The organism is Cecembia calidifontis (assembly GCF_004216715.1).
In the GTDB taxonomy this organism is placed as follows: domain Bacteria; phylum Bacteroidota; class Bacteroidia; order Cytophagales; family Cyclobacteriaceae; genus Cecembia_A; species Cecembia_A calidifontis.
In genome coordinates this window covers 2,014,497-2,031,564 of record NZ_SGXG01000001.1, presented here as the reverse complement: position 1 = coordinate 2,031,564, position 17,068 = coordinate 2,014,497, and the positions used below count along the sequence as shown (strand labels likewise).

The window sequence follows — 17,068 nt, the reverse complement described above, 5'->3', positions numbered from 1 at the left end:
ATAGTGAAAAAATATTTAATCTTTGAATTTCAAGATTTTGCTACCTATACCTCCATATCGTCCAAAGGATTTTATACCCCGCCCCAAAGACTCCTTTGGCCGTTCCGCTCACCTTAGAGACGCCTATCCGTTTTCTATAATCCACAGGTACTTCTGTACTTTTCAATCCTGACTTCGCTGCTTTGATCTGCATTTCAATGGTCCAGCCATAATTTTGATCCTCCATACCCAACTCCATTAATTTTTGCCATCTTATCGCCCTGAAGGGTCCGAGATCAGAATAATCGGTCTTATAGATCCATTTCATCAAGCTTGTAGCGAGCCAGTTGCCGAATACCTGCGGCAGGGTCATGGAGCCACTCTCACGGCTACCTTTGGCACGGGAACCTATGACCATATCATAATCTTTTCCTATGATGGGTTCAATCACATCAGTCATCTGTTCTGGATAATCACTGTAATCCCCATCCAAAAATACCAGAATATCCGGAGGGCTTGGCAGGGAAGCCAAATATGACATCCCTGTCAAGCAGGCCCTTCCATAGCCCTTCTTGGGTTCATCCAAAACAATAGCTCCTGCCCCTTTGGCAACCAAAGGGGTATTATCCGTAGAATTGTTATTTACCACCACTATATGCCGGACAAATTTGGGTATATCCCCGATCACTTTAGCTATGGACCTCTCTTCATTGAAGGCAGGAATCAACACGTCTACAATTATCCCACCTGTATTCAAAGTAAGATTTTTGGACATTTGCTTCAAACCTTAGCCAAAGCTGCCTCCAGGTCTCCTTTCAGGTCTTCCACATCTTCAATACCGACACTCAGACGAATCAGAGAATCCAAAAGACCGACTTTTTCTCTTTCTTCTTTGGGTATGCTGGCATGGGTCATGGTCGCAGGGTGACCACATAGAGACTCCACTCCTCCCAAAGATTCCGCCAAAGAAAAATAGTGCAGGTTCTCCAACACGGTTTTCGCATCTTCGATCTTATTGCCCTTTATGGTAAAAGAAATCATTCCCCCAAAATCCCTCATTTGCTTTTTGGCCACTTCATGGTTGGGATGGCTTTCAAATCCAGGCCAATACACCTTATCCACTTTGGGGTGTGATTTAAGAAAATGAGCTATTTCCCTGCCATTTTGACAATGTCTCTCCATTCTGATATGCAGTGTTTTGATGCCTCTCAACACCAGAAAACAGTCCTGGGGTCCCGGAGTCGCTCCACATGCATTTTGGATAAAGGCAAGTTTGGATGCCAATTCATCATCATTGACCACAATTGCCCCCATCACCACATCCGAATGGCCACCAAGGTATTTGGTCACAGAATGCATCACAATATCAGCACCAAGGTCCAATGGATTTTGCAAAAAAGGTGTAGCAAAGGTATTGTCAACAGCAAACAAAATCCCATGTTTTTTAGCCACTTTTCCGATCTCCTCTATATCAATGATATTCATCATGGGGTTGGTAGGAGTCTCGGCCCAAATCAGTTTCGTGTGCTCATTGATATAATTCTCGATATCGGAGGGTTGCTCCATAGGAATAAAATGGAATTTAATGCCATAACGCTCAAAAACCTTGGTAAAAATCCTATAGGTTCCCCCATATAAATCGTTAGTACTGATTACTTCATCTCCGGGATTCAATAATTTGATGATAGCATCAATAGCCCCTAAACCTGAGGAAAAACAAAGCCCATGCTTCCCATTTTCTAAAGCCGCCAGGTTATTTTGAAGTGCTGTCCTGGTAGGATTGTGTGTACGGGAATACTCATAACCTTTATGGTCACCTGGGGACTTCTGAACATAAGTAGAAGTCTGAAATATTGGTGTCATAATGGCTCCTGTAGAAGGATCAGGCTCTACACCGGCATGGATGGCTTTGGTTCCGAATTTCATATTGTAAATTTTATGGGTTCAATTCTGCTAATTTGATTTCCTTTGTAATTGAGGAGCCCAAAGATGGAAAAAAAGCAAGGTTTTTTCAAGGAATTCAAAGAAGCAAGTCGTACAAACCCATTAATGGCTTTTGCATTCCTTTGGGTAAGTATTATGCCCTCTTTGGGTACACTTGTCCTGGTCCCTTTTGCCTTATCAAACAGCCAAGCCCTGATGGAATTGAATTTTTTGGATCCTTTTACTGTGCTGACCGGATTGATTGTTGCTGCAGCCCTCATGGGATTTGCCCTAATGCCAACAACCATGTTGGCCGCCATTTCTGGATTTTTGTTAGGCTGGAAGTCCTTTTTCGGATTGGTTTTGGGATATACCTTAGCAACATTGATAGGTTATGCCTGGGGCAAAAACATAAGTAAAAATTCAGGGGAGTTCCTTTTGGAAAAATACCCCAAAGCAAAAAGTCTATTGGATCAAAAAAAGGGAAAGATTGGGGAGTTGATTTTTTTTGTGAGGCTAAGCCCCATAATTCCTTTCGCTCTATCCAACCTCCTTTTTGCTTTTCTAAAATCAGGTTGGAAAAAACTGATCATTTTTGGCACCATCGGCATGCTGCCCAGAACCACCCTTGTTTTTTTATCCGGCACATTGGTTTCCGACATGTATCAGGCACTACAAACAGATGGCATCTCAGGAAAAGGATGGATTTTTACGGTTTTCCTTTTGGTAAGCTTCTGGGGTATTTGGAAGTTTTTTAGCTTGGAAAAAAAGAAATAAACCACAACTCTTTTCCAAATCCATAACATTTTCTCTCACTCGGTAAATTTTTCACAAAAAACATGACATTATATTGCATTAATGAAAATATTGGCATGAAATTTATGTATATAAATGCTGTCCAAGTGACATTAAACAATCTAACAAAATGAAAAAAAGCATCTTTGCGCTAGCAATTGTCGCAACCGCCTTAATGGCTTCCTGCGGCACCAAAACCACTGAAGAAGTGACTTCTGAGGAAGTAGAAACTGCTGTTGAGGAAACTCCTACAGAAGAAGTTCCGGTATTGGAAGAGGAAATCCAGGAAGATTCCTCCGAAGTATCCGAAAACTAATTTGAAATTGGATCCAACAATAACCCGCCGATTGGCGGGTTATTTTTTTATCTCAACAAATACATTTTACCGTAGCCCTGCTTGAAGGCCTTATCCCCGGCTGTAGCCCTTGGCTCCACAAAAGTCCCATTCTTCCTTACCAATACCCTGTAGATATAAACTCCATTGGCCAACTGATCGCCAAATTCATCCCTGCCATCCCAAGCATATTCCGTGATATTGTTTCCTATACGAAGTGGCCCCAATTCATCCTGAAGGATTTCTCTGACAACCCTACCGGTGACTGTCATAATTTGTATTTTGATCTGATCCGGGATTTCAGAACCTGTCACTGTAAACACAAATCTAACCGAAGTACTAAAAGGATTAGGGTATGGATAAAAGTTGGTGATACTTGCCTCATTGATTACTTCAAAATTTATCTCGTAAGGTTTATCCATTCCCAGATCCTCAGTCACTACCCGGAAAGTGTACATTCCATCATCTAAGGGCCCGGGGCGAAGTTCAACCTTAAAGCTGCTGTTTTCAGTAGCTTCTGACCAATTGATTTTGGGGCTGGAGAAGTTTATTCTTTCAAACTGGCAACCATCACATTGTTTCCTGATAAACAATTCTATACCTAAAGTATCTTTTTTCAGAATCAGGGATTTTTCGTTTCTAAGAAGGGATGTAATCATCACTGTGGGTGAAACTATATCCCCATCCATAATATATACCCCATCAAAGTGAACATCCAAAATTGATGTGGTATTGTCGGGGTTGACCACATAGTAATTATCCAAGTCAATCAAGTTGTTGCGGAAGGTCTGCTCCATGATGATTCTGGGATTGGCAAATACCTCCACAATATTGGTACCTCCCCAGCCAATCGAATTGAATAGGATATTGAAGTCATGGGATTCGCCCGCTTTTATGGCAGGTATTTTTTTGCTGAACTTTGTACTTTTCCTCTGGGCATTGTTGGTGATGGTCCATTCCACAACCAAAGAATCTAAGAAATCAAATTTTGAAATGTTGACAAACTCAAAATTCAGGACATGTTCCTCCCCTTCCTGCAAACGGACCTGTTCTTCCTTGCCCTTGAAAACAAGTACACCTTCAGGGACTCCAGTATAGTTTACCTGCCATTTGGCCAACTGTGCAGCAGCTGTGGCCTCTTCATCCTCCATGGCGTACCTCAGTCTTAAAAAAGGGAAAGTATTGGGATTGATGTTGCTCAAATCAAGCTGTTCTTCCTGTATAGAAGCAAAAATCACCTGTTCGTCCCCTGTTGGAGTTACTCCATATACATCAAAATGTGTCAATTCCTGATTGATCCAATTTCTGCTTTTTACTTCATTGAAAAATTCTTTCCATTCAGAAGCCGGGCCAATCCTAGGGGTCAGGATACTTGCTGATGTAAAATAACCATTGAGCGTGGTCTCAAATGTAATCACCTGCTCATTGGTTTCAGGGTCAAGGTTAACATCTGCTACTACTTCTATAGATTCTCCTGGTCTCATGCCTTTTCTTCCAAAAAGAATGTAAGGATCTCCATTTTTAAGGTTCCTGAGCACCGCCTCATTAGCCCCCAATTCTTTTAATTTTTGGATAGGGACATCCGACCATTGTTCAAAATTCACAGCCCCTATTGAAAAGATAACCACATAATCTCCGTCTTTTACCCCATTGACATAATCCTCTATTCCAAATCCGGGCCGCTCAACCCATGCATTTCGGATATTCTGGATGATCTGTGGCACCTTACCACAACTCCTTCCGTCAAGGATATCAAAACCCGGGATAGGGATGGCTAAATAAGGAGTTAGAGACCTTTGATCCAATGCCACCAATCCCAAAGATCCATCCGGACAGATCCTGGCACTACCATCCACAAAACTGTCAATGATCTGTGGTACTCCATCCAAAATAAACTGGACATTTCTTGAAGTCAAACTATCTGTACGGTTACCAAAGGTGAAAACCTCAACATCCACTTGGGTATCTCTGAATTTCCATTCCCTTCTATTGAAATCTATTTCAAGGTTATTCAGAAGATTGGAAGTCATCTGAGGCAAAACCCTTTGGGTCCATCCCTCTGGTCCATTTTGAATGTAGCTGAAACTACTGACAGTCCAATCTTCGCTTTCACCTTGCCTTGGTTCCAAAAAGCGGGTTCTCCAATAAAAAGTAACTGAATCCCCCAATGGAACATTTTGGAAAATATCAAGGTCCCAGCTGGCGATATTGGCAGTGGTCAATCTTACCTCTCTCCTTCTGGCAGAGGAGAAATTAGGATCGGTATCCAACTGAAATACGAGATTTCTTGGTTCCAGGAGTTTCCCTTGTACCTGTGCCGTCAAGGTGACATTTCGCTCATTCACAATAGCAAAATTGTAGGGAAGCACATTCAGTGTCCCACTTAGTGGTATGAACTTATTGACTGATACTGAATTGTTGATAAATGTCATTTCCGGAATATTGCGTCCCGGATTAATGATAATGGTAAAATTATTGTCTCCGAAGGCATTGACTCCTGTGTTAGGCAATATAAAATCAATGGTATCTCTTCTAAATACCGGGGCTATCAGGTCAATCGGATAATCAACAATAGTACCGTCAGGCAATCTTCTACTTACTTTTACCTCAACAGAATCCAAATCAACCCTTCCTAAGTTTCTCAGAATAAAGGATAATTTAAGCCTTTCCGCATTGGCATTGAGGTCTTCTCCATCCACTCCACTTAATTCAACATCCTCTTCTCTGATTGCATAATCAGCCTTATCTGCTGGGAAAATCCTTAGAGCCGGGTCTCCCAAAAGCACCAGTTGTTCTGCATGGGACCTATTGACCACTGAGGTTCCATATCTGAGATAAAAAAGCTTTTCTGCCTCCTGTCTCACTTGTCCTACGGATCTGTAAATCATACTGGAATCCGCAAAAGCCTTGGTATATAAAGATTCAGAATACCTTCTCAAATAAACGTCTATTCCAATATTTGCATGAGCCAAAAAATTGGAGGCTCCTTTGGAAGGAGTCACTATCCAGTCCTCCCCAAAAGTGAATACATTTCCATAAGAATTACCCGCATCACAGCCATTCATCAAGATCATAGGGTATTTGCCCCTATTGTTATAACCCATGGTAGGATCCGAAGCCAAACCTATTTCAATGTCAATTACCGTCGGTGCAGCATGTCCAAAAAAGGTAACCATACTTACCCCATTGTTGACATCAGAAGAAATGTCTATCAGTTCTACAGTTGAATTGGATCTTTTTCTGTAGGTTTTTACATTGCCTCCCAAAAAGGGACCTTCCGCTATGGTTTTGAATCCGTTTAGGAAATTGAAAAACCGTGTAAGTTCGAATGCAGAAATACCCCCACTCAGATGCACAATTTCCTTCTGCCAATCTTCGGTAGCTCCCAATGCGTCTTTTTCCCTCGCTTTTTCCAGGTAGTTGGTCACATCCTGGGGATTCCTGGCCGGGATTCTCCCTATAGCCATGGCTGGCACCAAGGGATTGGCAGGATCCAATCCAATGGCAAAGTTATTATCTGCATAGGGATAACCCGCTGGAGGAATCAAATCCTGAAAAGTAAACAAATCAGGTCTTCTCCTATAAAAATGGGTTATATTACCCTGCCTCACCGTACTCAACATACCCATAGATCTTCCGATCAGAAAAAGATATTCAGGCTTATGCCTTGGATAATAAGCCCTCAAAAATTCGAAAATGGCCAGAGGTGTCTTTTCACCAAATGAAAACTGATCATACAGTTCATTGATATTGACGGTCAATGTATCAAAAGACCCACCTTCTCTGGAAGCCCTGTACTGGGCATAAGCCCTTACTGGGTCAGGGTGGACAGAAGATTGTCTTCTCAGGTTTCTATGGGAAACAATAATGTAGTCCGCTGGTTGGTTGAGCAGATTTCTAAACCTAACCCTTTCCATATTTCCCACTTCCTTGACGGAAAGCCTATTTTCCAGCCAGATTTTAACCGGAGTATTGGGATTCCCGGCACTAAACCTAAGTCTGTTTCCAATTTTCTCCACAGGAACCCGAATTGGGTTATTCGGGTCTAGAATGTCATAGGCCACATAATTCGAGAGCATGTTATCCCCTTGGTAAACAGCATCTCCAGGGCCCAAAATGATGGTTTCTCTATCCAAATCACCGTTTTGAGGCCTTTTTGGAAAAGTAATCCGTACATAAGCAATGGAAATATTGTCCACAGATTCAGGTCCATTGGAACTCACCCTGATGGTTACATTTCCATCAGTACTGAAATCGGCTGCATTCAACTCAATCTCTTGGTTGAGCACATTGAAGTCGCTGTAAGTATATCTTGCCACTTCTCTCACAGAACCTAAAGTTGGTCCGACTGCTACAGCCGTAACATGTGGATTTTCCGAACGCCCTACCAAACCTATTTCCAATTTGGCATTGCCCGTTGTTGGAATCTGCCCCAAACCGGTAAATGAAATATTTCTGGGACTGGCTTTGGTGACCGGAGCACTCATCCAACCTTGGCCCTCCTCATATTCTGCCAATCTTACTCCGGGAAAATAGACCCTCCCCAGGTTATATTGGTCTGAATAGACGGTCATTCTTTCTGTTTGGTAAGACTCTAAAATTGGGGAAACCGCTTGCGGCAGCGACCTGGAAGCCATTCTTTTTCCGGATGTACCCGGAGTAATGGTCAAAAAGAAGGCGGTGGTATCATTGTGGTGGTTGTACATGATGTTACCGATCCAGGAAGGATTCCTGAATAATTTCCGGTCCAGGGTAGCATCATTCCGCTTTCCATAAAAATCAATGAAATCATTCACGTCAAACCTGCCATCTTCTTCCCCTTGGACAAAAATAGCTACTTCTTCCCCCCTGTGGTACATCCTCAAGGTACGGGGGTCTAAAGTATTGGGATTGATCCCCGCGGAAGCCAATGCCGCAAATGAAATTCTATGGATCCCATCTTCTACTGTGGGGATCTTGTAATACGTCAGGTTGTAATCCACCCAGGTGCTCTGGGCCTGAACTGATCCAAACCAAATCAAAGAAATCAATATGATCAAATTCCTGCCATTCATATCAATCTTCCCATCCTTTGTTGATCCTAAATTTACTATCATAGGGCTTCAGACTTACCTTTACACTGATTACATGTGAATAAGGTGTCTGCGAAACGCCCCCAATATCTGTCAATGCATAGTCAATATGCAATTTTTCATTTAAAAATACTCCTACCCCAAAGCTGGGTTTCCAGGCGGTAAAATAACTACCGTCAAAATCCTTGATCCTTTGCACATGACTTCCACCTGCCCTTAAAAAAACCAAATTTCTATATCCGGCTTCCAGGCCAAACCTTGGGTCAAAACTGACCAGATTGGTCCTGATAATGGTATTTCTTTTCCCATCAAAAGTAAAATCCAAATCCAGGACACCCTGAAGGCTTATGTCCTCACCAAATCGAAAATCCCTGGTCACCGAAAAAACCGCTCTTGGAAGGGTTAGTTCAATAGAATTTACAGGAATCACATTATTGGTCTGGGCATAAATATCCCTGACCATTTCAGCATTGTGAAACCAGGCATTGAATGTACTGGTCACATCACGAAGCATCAGGCCAAACCTCCACTGTTCTTTCAGGTAAATAGCTCCTAAATCCAGGCCAAAGCCCCAGGCCTGTGCAAATCTGCCAACATTCCGGTGAATGATTTTGGCATTTCCCCCAATTTTGAACGCATCACTCACATCCCTCGCATAGGAAAGCAACAAGGCATAGTCTGCCGCATTGAAGAATTGAATATTGTTGTAATTGAGTGCTCCATTTGCGTCATAAAGAAATCGGGTATCAGGAATATCATCCACACCAAATCTGATAAGGGAAACTGCTATTTGATTATCCACGTCTATAGAAGTGGTATATCCCAGATAATCAAATTTGGCAATACCTGCGAAATATTCTGCATGCATCAAAGAAAACTCGTGTTGATGCCTGACACCTATCAATCCTGCAGGATTCCAATAAGCCGCAGTCACATCTCTTACGGAAGATACCTGTGCCCCACCCATTGCCAAAGCCCTTGCTCCAATGCCTATGTTCATAAATTCATTGGAATATTTTGGCGCAATGGTCTGTGCACTAAGTCCACTACCTAGGAAAAAAAATAACAAAAGCACAAAAAGCCTGAAAATGAACATGTATTACGCGTATTTCACCAATGCAAAGTAAAAATAAATAATCAATTCCCGACGAAATTGAGAAAAATTCGGGGCATCTGCAAGACGTACACCTGTACATCAGCGGACACTATTATGTCCACTACAGCCACATGAGACAATTCCAATTTTAATAACTGCAAATCATTTTCAAAAAAAATCATTTCACCCCAAAATCTGTTAAAACCCCAAAATTTTAAAAATTTGCAAGTTTTTTTTAATTATTGCCTTTTGAATGGTACCTTTTTATACCAAGTTAACTTGCAATACAAGGTAGCGTACAGATGTTTGGTATGGTTTTTCTTTATTTCTGGCATAGGGGGATAGCCTGTGCATGCCCCCAAAAAAGTTTGGAAATAAAAAAACAAATATATGAACGCTTCAAACACCCAGATTCAAATGCGGAAAGGCCTCTTGGAGTTCTGCATTTTGCATATCATAGCAAGAGGCGAGGTTTATGCCTCTGATATGATAGAAGAATTAACCGAAGCAAAGATGATTGTGGTAGAAGGAACACTATACCCTTTGCTTCAAAGATTAAAAAATGCCTCTTTGGTATCCTATCGTTGGGTAGAATCTGAATCAGGACCTCCCAGAAAATATTATTCCATCACAGAAGAAGGCAGGCATTTTCTGGAAACCCTGAATGAAACCTGGGAGTCCTTGGTACAAGCGACCCAAAAAATCACCTCAAAGCAATAAAGACATGAAAAAGACAATAAGCATCAATATCAGCGGCATCCTTTTTCACATAGAGGAGGATGGCTATGCAACCCTTAAGAAGTACCTTGAGGCTATCAACAGGCACTTCTCTCATTATCCGGACAACCAGGAAATCATCTCTGACATAGAAAACCGCATTGCGGAAATCTTCCTCAGCAATTTAAAAAACAATAAGCAGGTCATCACTGCTGAAAATGTATCCCGACTGATTGAAAAAATGGGTACGATCGCTGACTTCAAGGCAGATGAAGCGGTAATGGAAGAAAAAAACGAGGAAAAGAAAGAACCGGAAAATGATTTTTACAAATACATTACTCCTCCAGGACAAGAAAGCAAAGGTTATAAAAAACTCACCCGACTGGAAAATAGAAAAATCCTAGGTGGGGTATGTGCAGGATTGGCCCATTACCTCTCAATCGACCCACTTTGGACAAGGTTAGTGGCCTTACTGTTGCTTTTCAGCGGCAAACTCAATTTTGGCAAACCAGGATGGGATTTCCTTCCATGGAATTTTGATTTCTCACTTTCCTTGGGTATTTGGGCACTGTTAGCCTATGTGGTACTCTGGGTGATACTTCCTGTCTCCTATGAAGAACCGGAAGACAAACATGTCAAAAAATTGTACCGAAATCCTGATGACAGGACTTTGGGCGGTGTGGCCAGTGGGTTGGCAGCTTACTTCAATATCGAGGTAATTTGGGTCCGTTTACTGTTTATTGCTTTGATATTTGCCGGCGGAGCAGGTTTTGTGATCTATCTTATCCTCTGGATCATTACCCCTCAGGCCAAATCCATTACTGAAAGGATACAGATGAAAGGGGGCGCAATTACCTTGGACAATATCGAGAGCACTATCAAAGAAAATCTGAACCCTGCACCTCCAGTAGAAGAAAGTCAGACTAGAAAAGTATTGATGGCCCCATTCAGATTCCTTGGAAAAGTGATCAATAAACTTGGAGAAGCTTTAGGTCCATTGGGGAAATTTCTTGTGGCAGTGATCAGGGTGTTCTTTGGATTGATCATTTCCTTTATCGGAATCGCTATCATCATCGCGCCAATCATTTTGCTCGGGATTTATTTTCAGGCAATCCCAATTGATGGAAGCAATGTTATGATTGACAATATTCCTGCAGAATGGATAAGGGATATCTTGCCTTCATGGTTGGCCATAGCTGTTGGGTTTACCATCTTGATTCCTGGATTGATTATTCTCCTACTGGGAATCAGTGTAATTCTAAAGAAAAGCATCATAGAGGGCAGGTTTGGACTGATTGCCTTGGGTGTTTGGCTTTTGTCTATCGGTGTAGCGGGATTCCGAATCCCAAAAGTTGTGGCCCAATTCAAAACTGAAGCGATCCACACAGAGGAAGTCAACATGCCTTTGGGACAAGGGGTTATAGTTTTGAAGTCTATTCCTACCCAGAAAGAAGAAGGGGTTTTTGACCTGGTCAACCTGGAGCTTTCCGGTACCGATGGTAAAGAGGTGGTTCTGGTACAGGATTTCAAATCCAGAGGAAAGGGCTACGAAGATGCACTTAAAAATGCAAGCAATCTTCAATATGGGTATGTGGTTTCAGACTCCATCATCACCTTCGAAAGAAGTTTGGACTTGAGCCAGGTAGAAAAATTCAGAGGACAAAGTCTCAAATTGACCCTGGAAATCCCTTATGACAAACCTTTTGTAATGGATAAATCCATTCTTCCGATCATCCGAAATACTGTCAACAGGGCAGGATATAAAACACGGGATGTCAGTGCAAGAAATTATTGGGTGTTCAATGAAGAGGGACTTCTTTGTCTGAACTGCAGCAATAGCAGAAAACTTAGCAAAGCGGACAGTATCTCTATAGCTAAATTTCAAGACAGCTTTATGATGAAATAATCATTTTAACCAACTATGCCAAACCCACAATGAGGCTGTCCGAAAAGGGCAGCTTTTTTTATGCCGCTATTTTTTGATTTTGAAAATCCAATGCCATTACCAGTGATCTTTGATTAGAATTTTCCTTTGGAACGTAAAATACCGGCCGACTATTGTAGGGTTTATAACCCAAAGATGATTTTTTAGATAGTTTTAGTCCAGAGTGCATACTTTTAGCCACCATTTTTCTCAGATTATGGCCAATTGCCATCAATAAGAACTCTAATTCCACTTTTTCTAAACCAGTGAGTGTAAATCTGTTGAATTTATTATTGCTTTTAAGCTGGCCATACGCAGCTTCCGCCTCTATTGGTCTTTTGCTCCTGTGTTCAAGCCCTTTTTCATTCATTAGTTTTTCCCTGGCCTGCTGTTTTAAGAAGTTTAACCTATGGTTCACTTCGATTCTTCTGTTACCTGTCGCTTTATGGTATTGGGCTCTTAAGGGGCATCCTTCACAGTTTTTTGCCTGATAATAAGTTACTTGAGATTCATATCCATTGCTTGAAATGCGCTTTCCCTGTCCAACATTTTCCATGTGCTGTCCCATGGGGCATACATAAAAATCCTGCCCTGCATTGTAGAAAAGATTTTGGGGAAGAAAAGGATTGTTCTTTGTCTTCTTCTTTTGCTCCATGTGGAAGTAATTGTATTTCACATAGGCATCAACTCCCTTTTTTTCAAGCATTTCATAGTTCTCCTCACTTCCATATCCTGCATCAGCTACTATCTCCTTGCTTTGTTTGTTATACGCTTTTTCAAAACTGTCCAAGTGGGATTTCAAAGTGGTGATATCTCCTGGTGTTTGGTGGATAGTAGCATGAGTAATAAATTGGTTTTCAGTTGATATCTGAGGATTGTAAGCGGGTTTTAGTTGTCCGTTTTTCATGTGGTCCTCTTTCATTCTCATGAATGTGGCATCATGATCTGTCTTACTGTACGAATTTCTATCCCCCAAAATCTCCAGGTCTTTTTCATACTTCTCCAGCTTGGGAAGATGTTCTTCCTGAAGTTTTTGAAGCTCCTTAGCAACCTTCTTTGAAGGCTCTTTTAGCTTTTTATTTATGGCTGAAAGCCGCTCCCTTAATTCTTCAGAATCAATTTTTTTAGGCAATTCTTCTTGATTAACTTCTTGATTATCTGATAGGATGCTTTCTTCGATATCTGATAAAACACTCTTGATCTTACCTTCTAACCTTTCTTTGTGCTTTTCAACTGTCTTACGCCAGACAAAAGTGTACTTATTGGATTTTGCTTCAATCTTGGTTCCGTCAATGTATTGTACATCAAGGCTTACATATCCCATCTCAACAAGCATTTTTACCACTTCGGCAAACAATGTCTTGATGGAGTCTTTTAAGATTTTACCGCGGAAATCGTTGATGGTTCTGAAATCGGGGGTTGAGTTTCCTGAGATAAACATGAAGTGGATGTTCTCATTAAGTGCTTTGGCTATTTTCCTACATGAATACACATTGGATAAATAGCTGTAGAACAGCACTTTAATCATCATTCGTGGATGATAGGCTGATGTACCGCCTCCCTTGTACCTCTTTATAATATCACTGATATCCAATGAGTTAACCACAGTATCAACCAATCGAGCAGGGTGGTTATCAGGGATTTTATCAAAAATATTTGCCGGAAATAATTCTGGACAATTGCCAGTCTGATTTTTAAAAACTACCTTAGACATTGTTGTATTTTGTTCAACTCTAAAATAATAATTTTAGAGAAAATCAACAATAAAAAAAGGGTGTCTCGACTTTTCGGACACCCCCATTTTTTATTAATACCGCATGTTGTGAATTGACAGCGCAAAATGGAAGTCTCAAGATATTTAATAACCTTTAACGGAAATGAAAAACTTAATACCATAATTATCTTGTACATTTAGATCAGCAATCAACCCAAAATATTATATGCAGGTAAAAGTTAAATTTTTAGGCGGAGCAAAAACTGTGACGGGATCCAGGTACCTCCTGGAACTGGACCATCAAAAAATCCTTGTTGACTGTGGACTTTTCCAGGGGTTGAAAGAGTACAGGCTTCGCAACTGGGAAGCTTTTCCCATTGACCCCAGAAGTATTGACTTGGTTATCCTCACCCATGCGCATATAGATCACAGTGGCTATTTGCCCAAATTGGTAAAAGAGGGATTCTCCGGCCCTATTTATTGCACCTATGCCACCGATGAACTGGTACGCATCCTGCTGTTGGATGCCGGGAAACTTCAGGAGGAAGAGGCTGCCTATGCCCAAAGAAAAGGCTATTCCAAACATGAGAAGCCTTTGCCTCTATATACAATTCAAGATGTGGAAAAAGTTTTCCCTTTGTTGAAACCAGTGGACATGAATGAAGAGATTCAGGTCAATGAAAAAGTCAATATCACTTTTTTCAATGCAGGGCACATCCTGGGGGCAGCAATAGTGAAGATGAAAGTCAAAGGAGAAAACCAAGAAAAAAAGATTGTTTTCTCGGGAGATCTTGGCAGGTATCATGACCCTATATTTCACGCACCGGCAAGAATTCCATTTGCAGATATCCTCTTCATGGAATCTACCTATGGCAATAGGATCCAAAAAGAACAAAAACCTGTGGAAGAGTTGGCACGGGCAGTGAGGGAAACTTTCCGAAACGGAGGGGTATCCATCATTCCGGCATTTGCAGTTGGCCGAACCCAAATGATACTGTATTATCTCCATTACCTCCAACAAAAAGGCAAAATTCCTGATATCCCCATTTATGTCGATAGCCCTATGGCTATTGACGTGACAAAATTGTACAAAAAATATCCGGAATACCATAGGCTTGGCCCCCTTTTGGAAGAAGAGGGGGCTAATCCCTTCATTCACAAAAATCTCCATTATTACCAAACCCAAGAGGCCTCCATGTCCCTCAATGCCATCAGGGGTGATGCTATTATCATTTCGGCCAGTGGGATGGCAACAGGGGGACGAATCCTGCATCACCTGTACCACAGGCTTCCCAACGAACAAGACAGTATCATCTTTGTGGGCTATCAAGCTGAGGGAACAAGAGGAAGGAAGATTTTGGAAGGAGAAACGACCTCTCGGATGTATGGAGTTGAAGTTCCCGTCAAATCTAAAATTTACTATATTGAAGGTCTATCCGCGCATGCTGATCAAGAAGAATTGATGGAATGGGCAGAAGGATTTGCCAATAAACCTAAAATGACCTTTCTTATCCATGGGGAAAAGGAAGCCTCAGAAACCCTATCAAAAAAATTAACGGAAGAATTACAATGGCACACCATTGTACCGGAATACATGGAAAGTTTTTCTTTGTTTGACGGAATTTAATTGAAAATAACCTAACATGATTACCAAATTGAACAAAACCCTATGGGTATCCATGCTTCCCCTTGCCATGCTGGCAATTGGATGTACTGGCATAAAATCCACCACAAAACTCCTTTCAGGACCCGATACCTTTGTAGCCAAAAATGGAGAAATCGGAGAATACCAAATGTTGAACTGGCAACACCTTGACCTGCTCAAAGATACCATCCCAGGTATGAGTGTTGATAGGGCCTACAAGGAACTTATCAGGAAAAAGAAAGGGAACCCTGTAACGGTTGCAGTTCTGGATGCAGGAATTGACCTGTTACACGAAGACCTTGCTTCTGTGCTCTGGATCAATGCCAAGGAAATAGCAGGAAATGGCCAGGATAATGACGGAAATGGATTCATCGATGACATCCATGGCTATAACTTCCTTGGTAATTCCTACCATGAAAGACTTGAATTTACCAGAATATTGAGCTTGGGTCTTGGGGATGAAAAACTTCGGGAAAAGGCCCGGAAAAAAATTCGAGGAAGAAGCTGAAGAAAGTTTAATGAACTTGGCCCAAATTCAAGAGCTCAAAACCACCATTTCCTTTGCTGACTTTACCGCACAGCAATTGTTGGGCAAGCCAGCATATGAGCCTGAAGATTTATGGACAATAAAATCAGATAACGAAGAAACCCAGGAAGTATTGGGATTTTTAAGCAGCATTCTGGCCATGTCAGGAAGTTTGGATGCTATCATGGAAGATTTGGATGAGGCTGAAAAATACTACGGGACAAAAGCAAATTACCACCTGAACATGGAATTTGATGGAAGAAAACCGGTTGGTGACAACCCTTATGACCTCAATGATTTCCAGTATGGCAATGGCAACCCAAATATCCTTGTAAAAGATGAGAGTCACGGGACCCATGTGGCAGGAATCATTGGGGCCGACAGAAACAACGGGATAGGTATCAGAGGGGTTGCCAACAATGTTTCCATCATGAGCATCAGAGCAGTACCGGATGGAGATGAGTATGACAAGGATATTGCTTTAGGCATCAGGTATGCGGTGGACAACGGTGCCAGAATCATCAATGCCAGTTTTGGAAAGGCCTTTTCTCCTAATGCTGAATGGGTCTATGAGGCGCTCGAATACGCCGCCTCCAAAGATGTCCTTTTCGTGCATGCTGCAGGAAATGATGGCTTAGACCTGGATGACCCTGACAACCCCAATTTCCCTAATGACCACAAGTTTCAAAACGGGCAGGAATTCGTTAACAATGTGATTACTGTAGGTGCCCTTGGCAGTCAATATGGGCCGTACATGGTTGCCCCTTTCTCCAACTATGGCGCAAAAAATGTGGATGTCTTTGCCCCTGGGGCACAGATTAACTCCACCATGCCAGGCAATGAGTACGAGTTCCAAAGTGGAACCTCAATGGCTGCCCCTGCGGTAGCGGGCGTTGCTGCCCTCATCTGGACTTATTATCCCAAATTGACGGCTGCCCAAGTGAAAAAAATCATCATGGAATCAGGTTTGGAAGTTCCTGTACAGGTGATATTGAGAAGCAACCCCTCCCAACCACTTACTTTGCAGGAAATTTCAAAATCTGGTAAAATCGTCAACGCCTACAATGCACTTATCTTGGCCAGGCAAGTGGCCAAAGGGAAAGTGAAACTGTAATTAGAAAAAGACCAAATGAATGGTTCATGTTTTTGAAAACATGAACCATTTTTGTTTTATTCCGTGTATAATTAAGAAATAGAAACTTTAGGGGTGCCGACAAGGCTGAGATCAAACCCTTCGAACCTGATACGGGTCATACCGGCGAAGGAAAAAGTTAATTCCAAAGAGAGGCATAACCTGCTTGCTCTACTTTTTCCTGCTCCTACAGTTTCAACCCACTGTTTAA

12 protein-coding genes and 1 riboswitch are annotated in these 17,068 nt (G+C 41.8%); of the genes, 7 read left to right on the top strand and 5 right to left on the bottom strand.

The features are described from left to right. Positions 1 to 40 precede the first annotated feature (40 nt). Both BC751_RS08885 and BC751_RS08880 read right to left on the bottom strand, forming a co-directional pair. Positions 41 to 754, bottom strand: a complete 714-nt coding sequence (locus BC751_RS08885) for a glycosyltransferase family 2 protein (protein ID WP_130275238.1) — start codon at positions 752 to 754, stop codon at positions 41 to 43. A 5-nt stretch (positions 755 to 759) separates the two neighbouring features. Next, positions 760 to 1,905: a cystathionine gamma-synthase gene (locus BC751_RS08880; protein ID WP_130275237.1), complete on the bottom strand. Its 1,146-nt coding sequence runs from the start codon at positions 1,903 to 1,905 to the stop codon at positions 760 to 762. A 63-nt stretch (positions 1,906 to 1,968) separates the two neighbouring features. On the opposite strand from BC751_RS08880, the gene BC751_RS08875 reads away from it, so the two are divergent. Beyond that, entirely contained in the window at positions 1,969 to 2,679 is a 711-nt protein-coding gene (locus tag BC751_RS08875; protein WP_165389817.1) for a TVP38/TMEM64 family protein, read from the top strand. Between the two features lie 148 nt (positions 2,680 to 2,827). After that, a complete protein-coding gene (locus BC751_RS08870) occupies positions 2,828 to 3,013 on the top strand; it encodes a hypothetical protein (protein WP_130275236.1) in 186 nt (61 codons plus the stop codon). A 47-nt stretch (positions 3,014 to 3,060) separates the two neighbouring features. Here BC751_RS08870 and porU2 read toward each other — a convergent pair whose 3' ends face one another. Both porU2 and BC751_RS08860 read right to left on the bottom strand, forming a co-directional pair. Next, on the bottom strand, positions 3,061 to 8,127 hold the full coding sequence (gene porU2 / locus BC751_RS08865; RefSeq protein WP_341272834.1) for a putative type IX secretion system sortase PorU2: 5,067 nt from the start codon (positions 8,125 to 8,127) through the stop codon (positions 3,061 to 3,063). Then, on the bottom strand, positions 8,087 to 9,199 hold the full coding sequence (locus BC751_RS08860) for a putative type IX sorting system protein PorV2 (RefSeq protein ID WP_130275235.1): 1,113 nt from the start codon (positions 9,197 to 9,199) through the stop codon (positions 8,087 to 8,089). The genes porU2 and BC751_RS08860 overlap by 41 nt, the downstream gene beginning before the upstream one ends. A 390-nt stretch (positions 9,200 to 9,589) precedes the next feature. On the opposite strand from BC751_RS08860, the gene BC751_RS08855 reads away from it, so the two are divergent. Both BC751_RS08855 and BC751_RS08850 read left to right on the top strand, forming a co-directional pair. Beyond that, positions 9,590 to 9,919, top strand: coding sequence for a PadR family transcriptional regulator (locus BC751_RS08855; RefSeq protein WP_130275234.1), 330 nt, complete (start codon positions 9,590 to 9,592; stop codon positions 9,917 to 9,919). A 4-nt stretch (positions 9,920 to 9,923) separates the two neighbouring features. Further along, positions 9,924 to 11,822, top strand: a complete 1,899-nt coding sequence (locus tag BC751_RS08850; protein ID WP_130275233.1) for a PspC domain-containing protein — start codon at positions 9,924 to 9,926, stop codon at positions 11,820 to 11,822. 58 nt (positions 11,823 to 11,880) lie between these two features. On the opposite strand, the gene BC751_RS08845 is transcribed toward BC751_RS08850, so the two are convergent. Next, entirely contained in the window at positions 11,881 to 13,554 is a 1,674-nt protein-coding gene (locus tag BC751_RS08845) for an IS1182 family transposase (protein WP_130275232.1), read from the bottom strand. 226 nt (positions 13,555 to 13,780) lie between these two features. On the opposite strand from BC751_RS08845, the gene BC751_RS08840 reads away from it, so the two are divergent. The 3 genes from BC751_RS08840 to BC751_RS08835 are packed head-to-tail and all read left to right on the top strand — an operon-like array spanning position 13,781 to position 16,839. After that, positions 13,781 to 15,181: an MBL fold metallo-hydrolase RNA specificity domain-containing protein gene (locus tag BC751_RS08840; protein ID WP_130275231.1), complete on the top strand. Its 1,401-nt coding sequence runs from the start codon at positions 13,781 to 13,783 to the stop codon at positions 15,179 to 15,181. 16 nt (positions 15,182 to 15,197) lie between these two features. Next, positions 15,198 to 15,707, top strand: a complete 510-nt coding sequence (locus BC751_RS22045) for a hypothetical protein (protein ID WP_207226857.1) — start codon at positions 15,198 to 15,200, stop codon at positions 15,705 to 15,707. Positions 15,708 to 15,717: 10 nt separating this feature from the next. Continuing rightward, positions 15,718 to 16,839, top strand: coding sequence for a S8 family serine peptidase (locus BC751_RS08835; RefSeq protein WP_207226856.1), 1,122 nt, complete (start codon positions 15,718 to 15,720; stop codon positions 16,837 to 16,839). 79 nt (positions 16,840 to 16,918) lie between these two features. Then, positions 16,919 to 17,009: riboswitch (TPP riboswitch) on the top strand. The last annotated feature ends 59 nt before the right edge of the window (positions 17,010 to 17,068 follow it).

Bases quoted from the DNA above. Each gene is read 5' to 3' on its own strand.
- BC751_RS08885 (WP_130275238.1), bottom strand. From the start codon at position 754: ATGTCCAAAAATCTTACTTTGAATACAGGTGGGATAATTGTAGACGTG.
- BC751_RS08880 (WP_130275237.1), bottom strand. From the start codon at position 1,905: ATGAAATTCGGAACCAAAGCCATCCATGCCGGTGTAGAGCCTGATCCT.
- BC751_RS08875 (WP_165389817.1), top strand. From the start codon at position 1,969: ATGGAAAAAAAGCAAGGTTTTTTCAAGGAATTCAAAGAAGCAAGTCGT.
- BC751_RS08870 (WP_130275236.1), top strand. From the start codon at position 2,828: ATGAAAAAAAGCATCTTTGCGCTAGCAATTGTCGCAACCGCCTTAATG.
- porU2 (WP_341272834.1), bottom strand. From the start codon at position 8,127: ATGATAGTAAATTTAGGATCAACAAAGGATGGGAAGATTGATATGAAT.
- BC751_RS08860 (WP_130275235.1), bottom strand. From the start codon at position 9,199: ATGTTCATTTTCAGGCTTTTTGTGCTTTTGTTATTTTTTTTCCTAGGT.
- BC751_RS08855 (WP_130275234.1), top strand. From the start codon at position 9,590: ATGAACGCTTCAAACACCCAGATTCAAATGCGGAAAGGCCTCTTGGAG.
- BC751_RS08850 (WP_130275233.1), top strand. From the start codon at position 9,924: ATGAAAAAGACAATAAGCATCAATATCAGCGGCATCCTTTTTCACATA.
- BC751_RS08845 (WP_130275232.1), bottom strand. From the start codon at position 13,554: ATGTCTAAGGTAGTTTTTAAAAATCAGACTGGCAATTGTCCAGAATTA.
- BC751_RS08840 (WP_130275231.1), top strand. From the start codon at position 13,781: ATGCAGGTAAAAGTTAAATTTTTAGGCGGAGCAAAAACTGTGACGGGA.
- BC751_RS22045 (WP_207226857.1), top strand. From the start codon at position 15,198: ATGATTACCAAATTGAACAAAACCCTATGGGTATCCATGCTTCCCCTT.
- BC751_RS08835 (WP_207226856.1), top strand. From the start codon at position 15,718: ATGAACTTGGCCCAAATTCAAGAGCTCAAAACCACCATTTCCTTTGCT.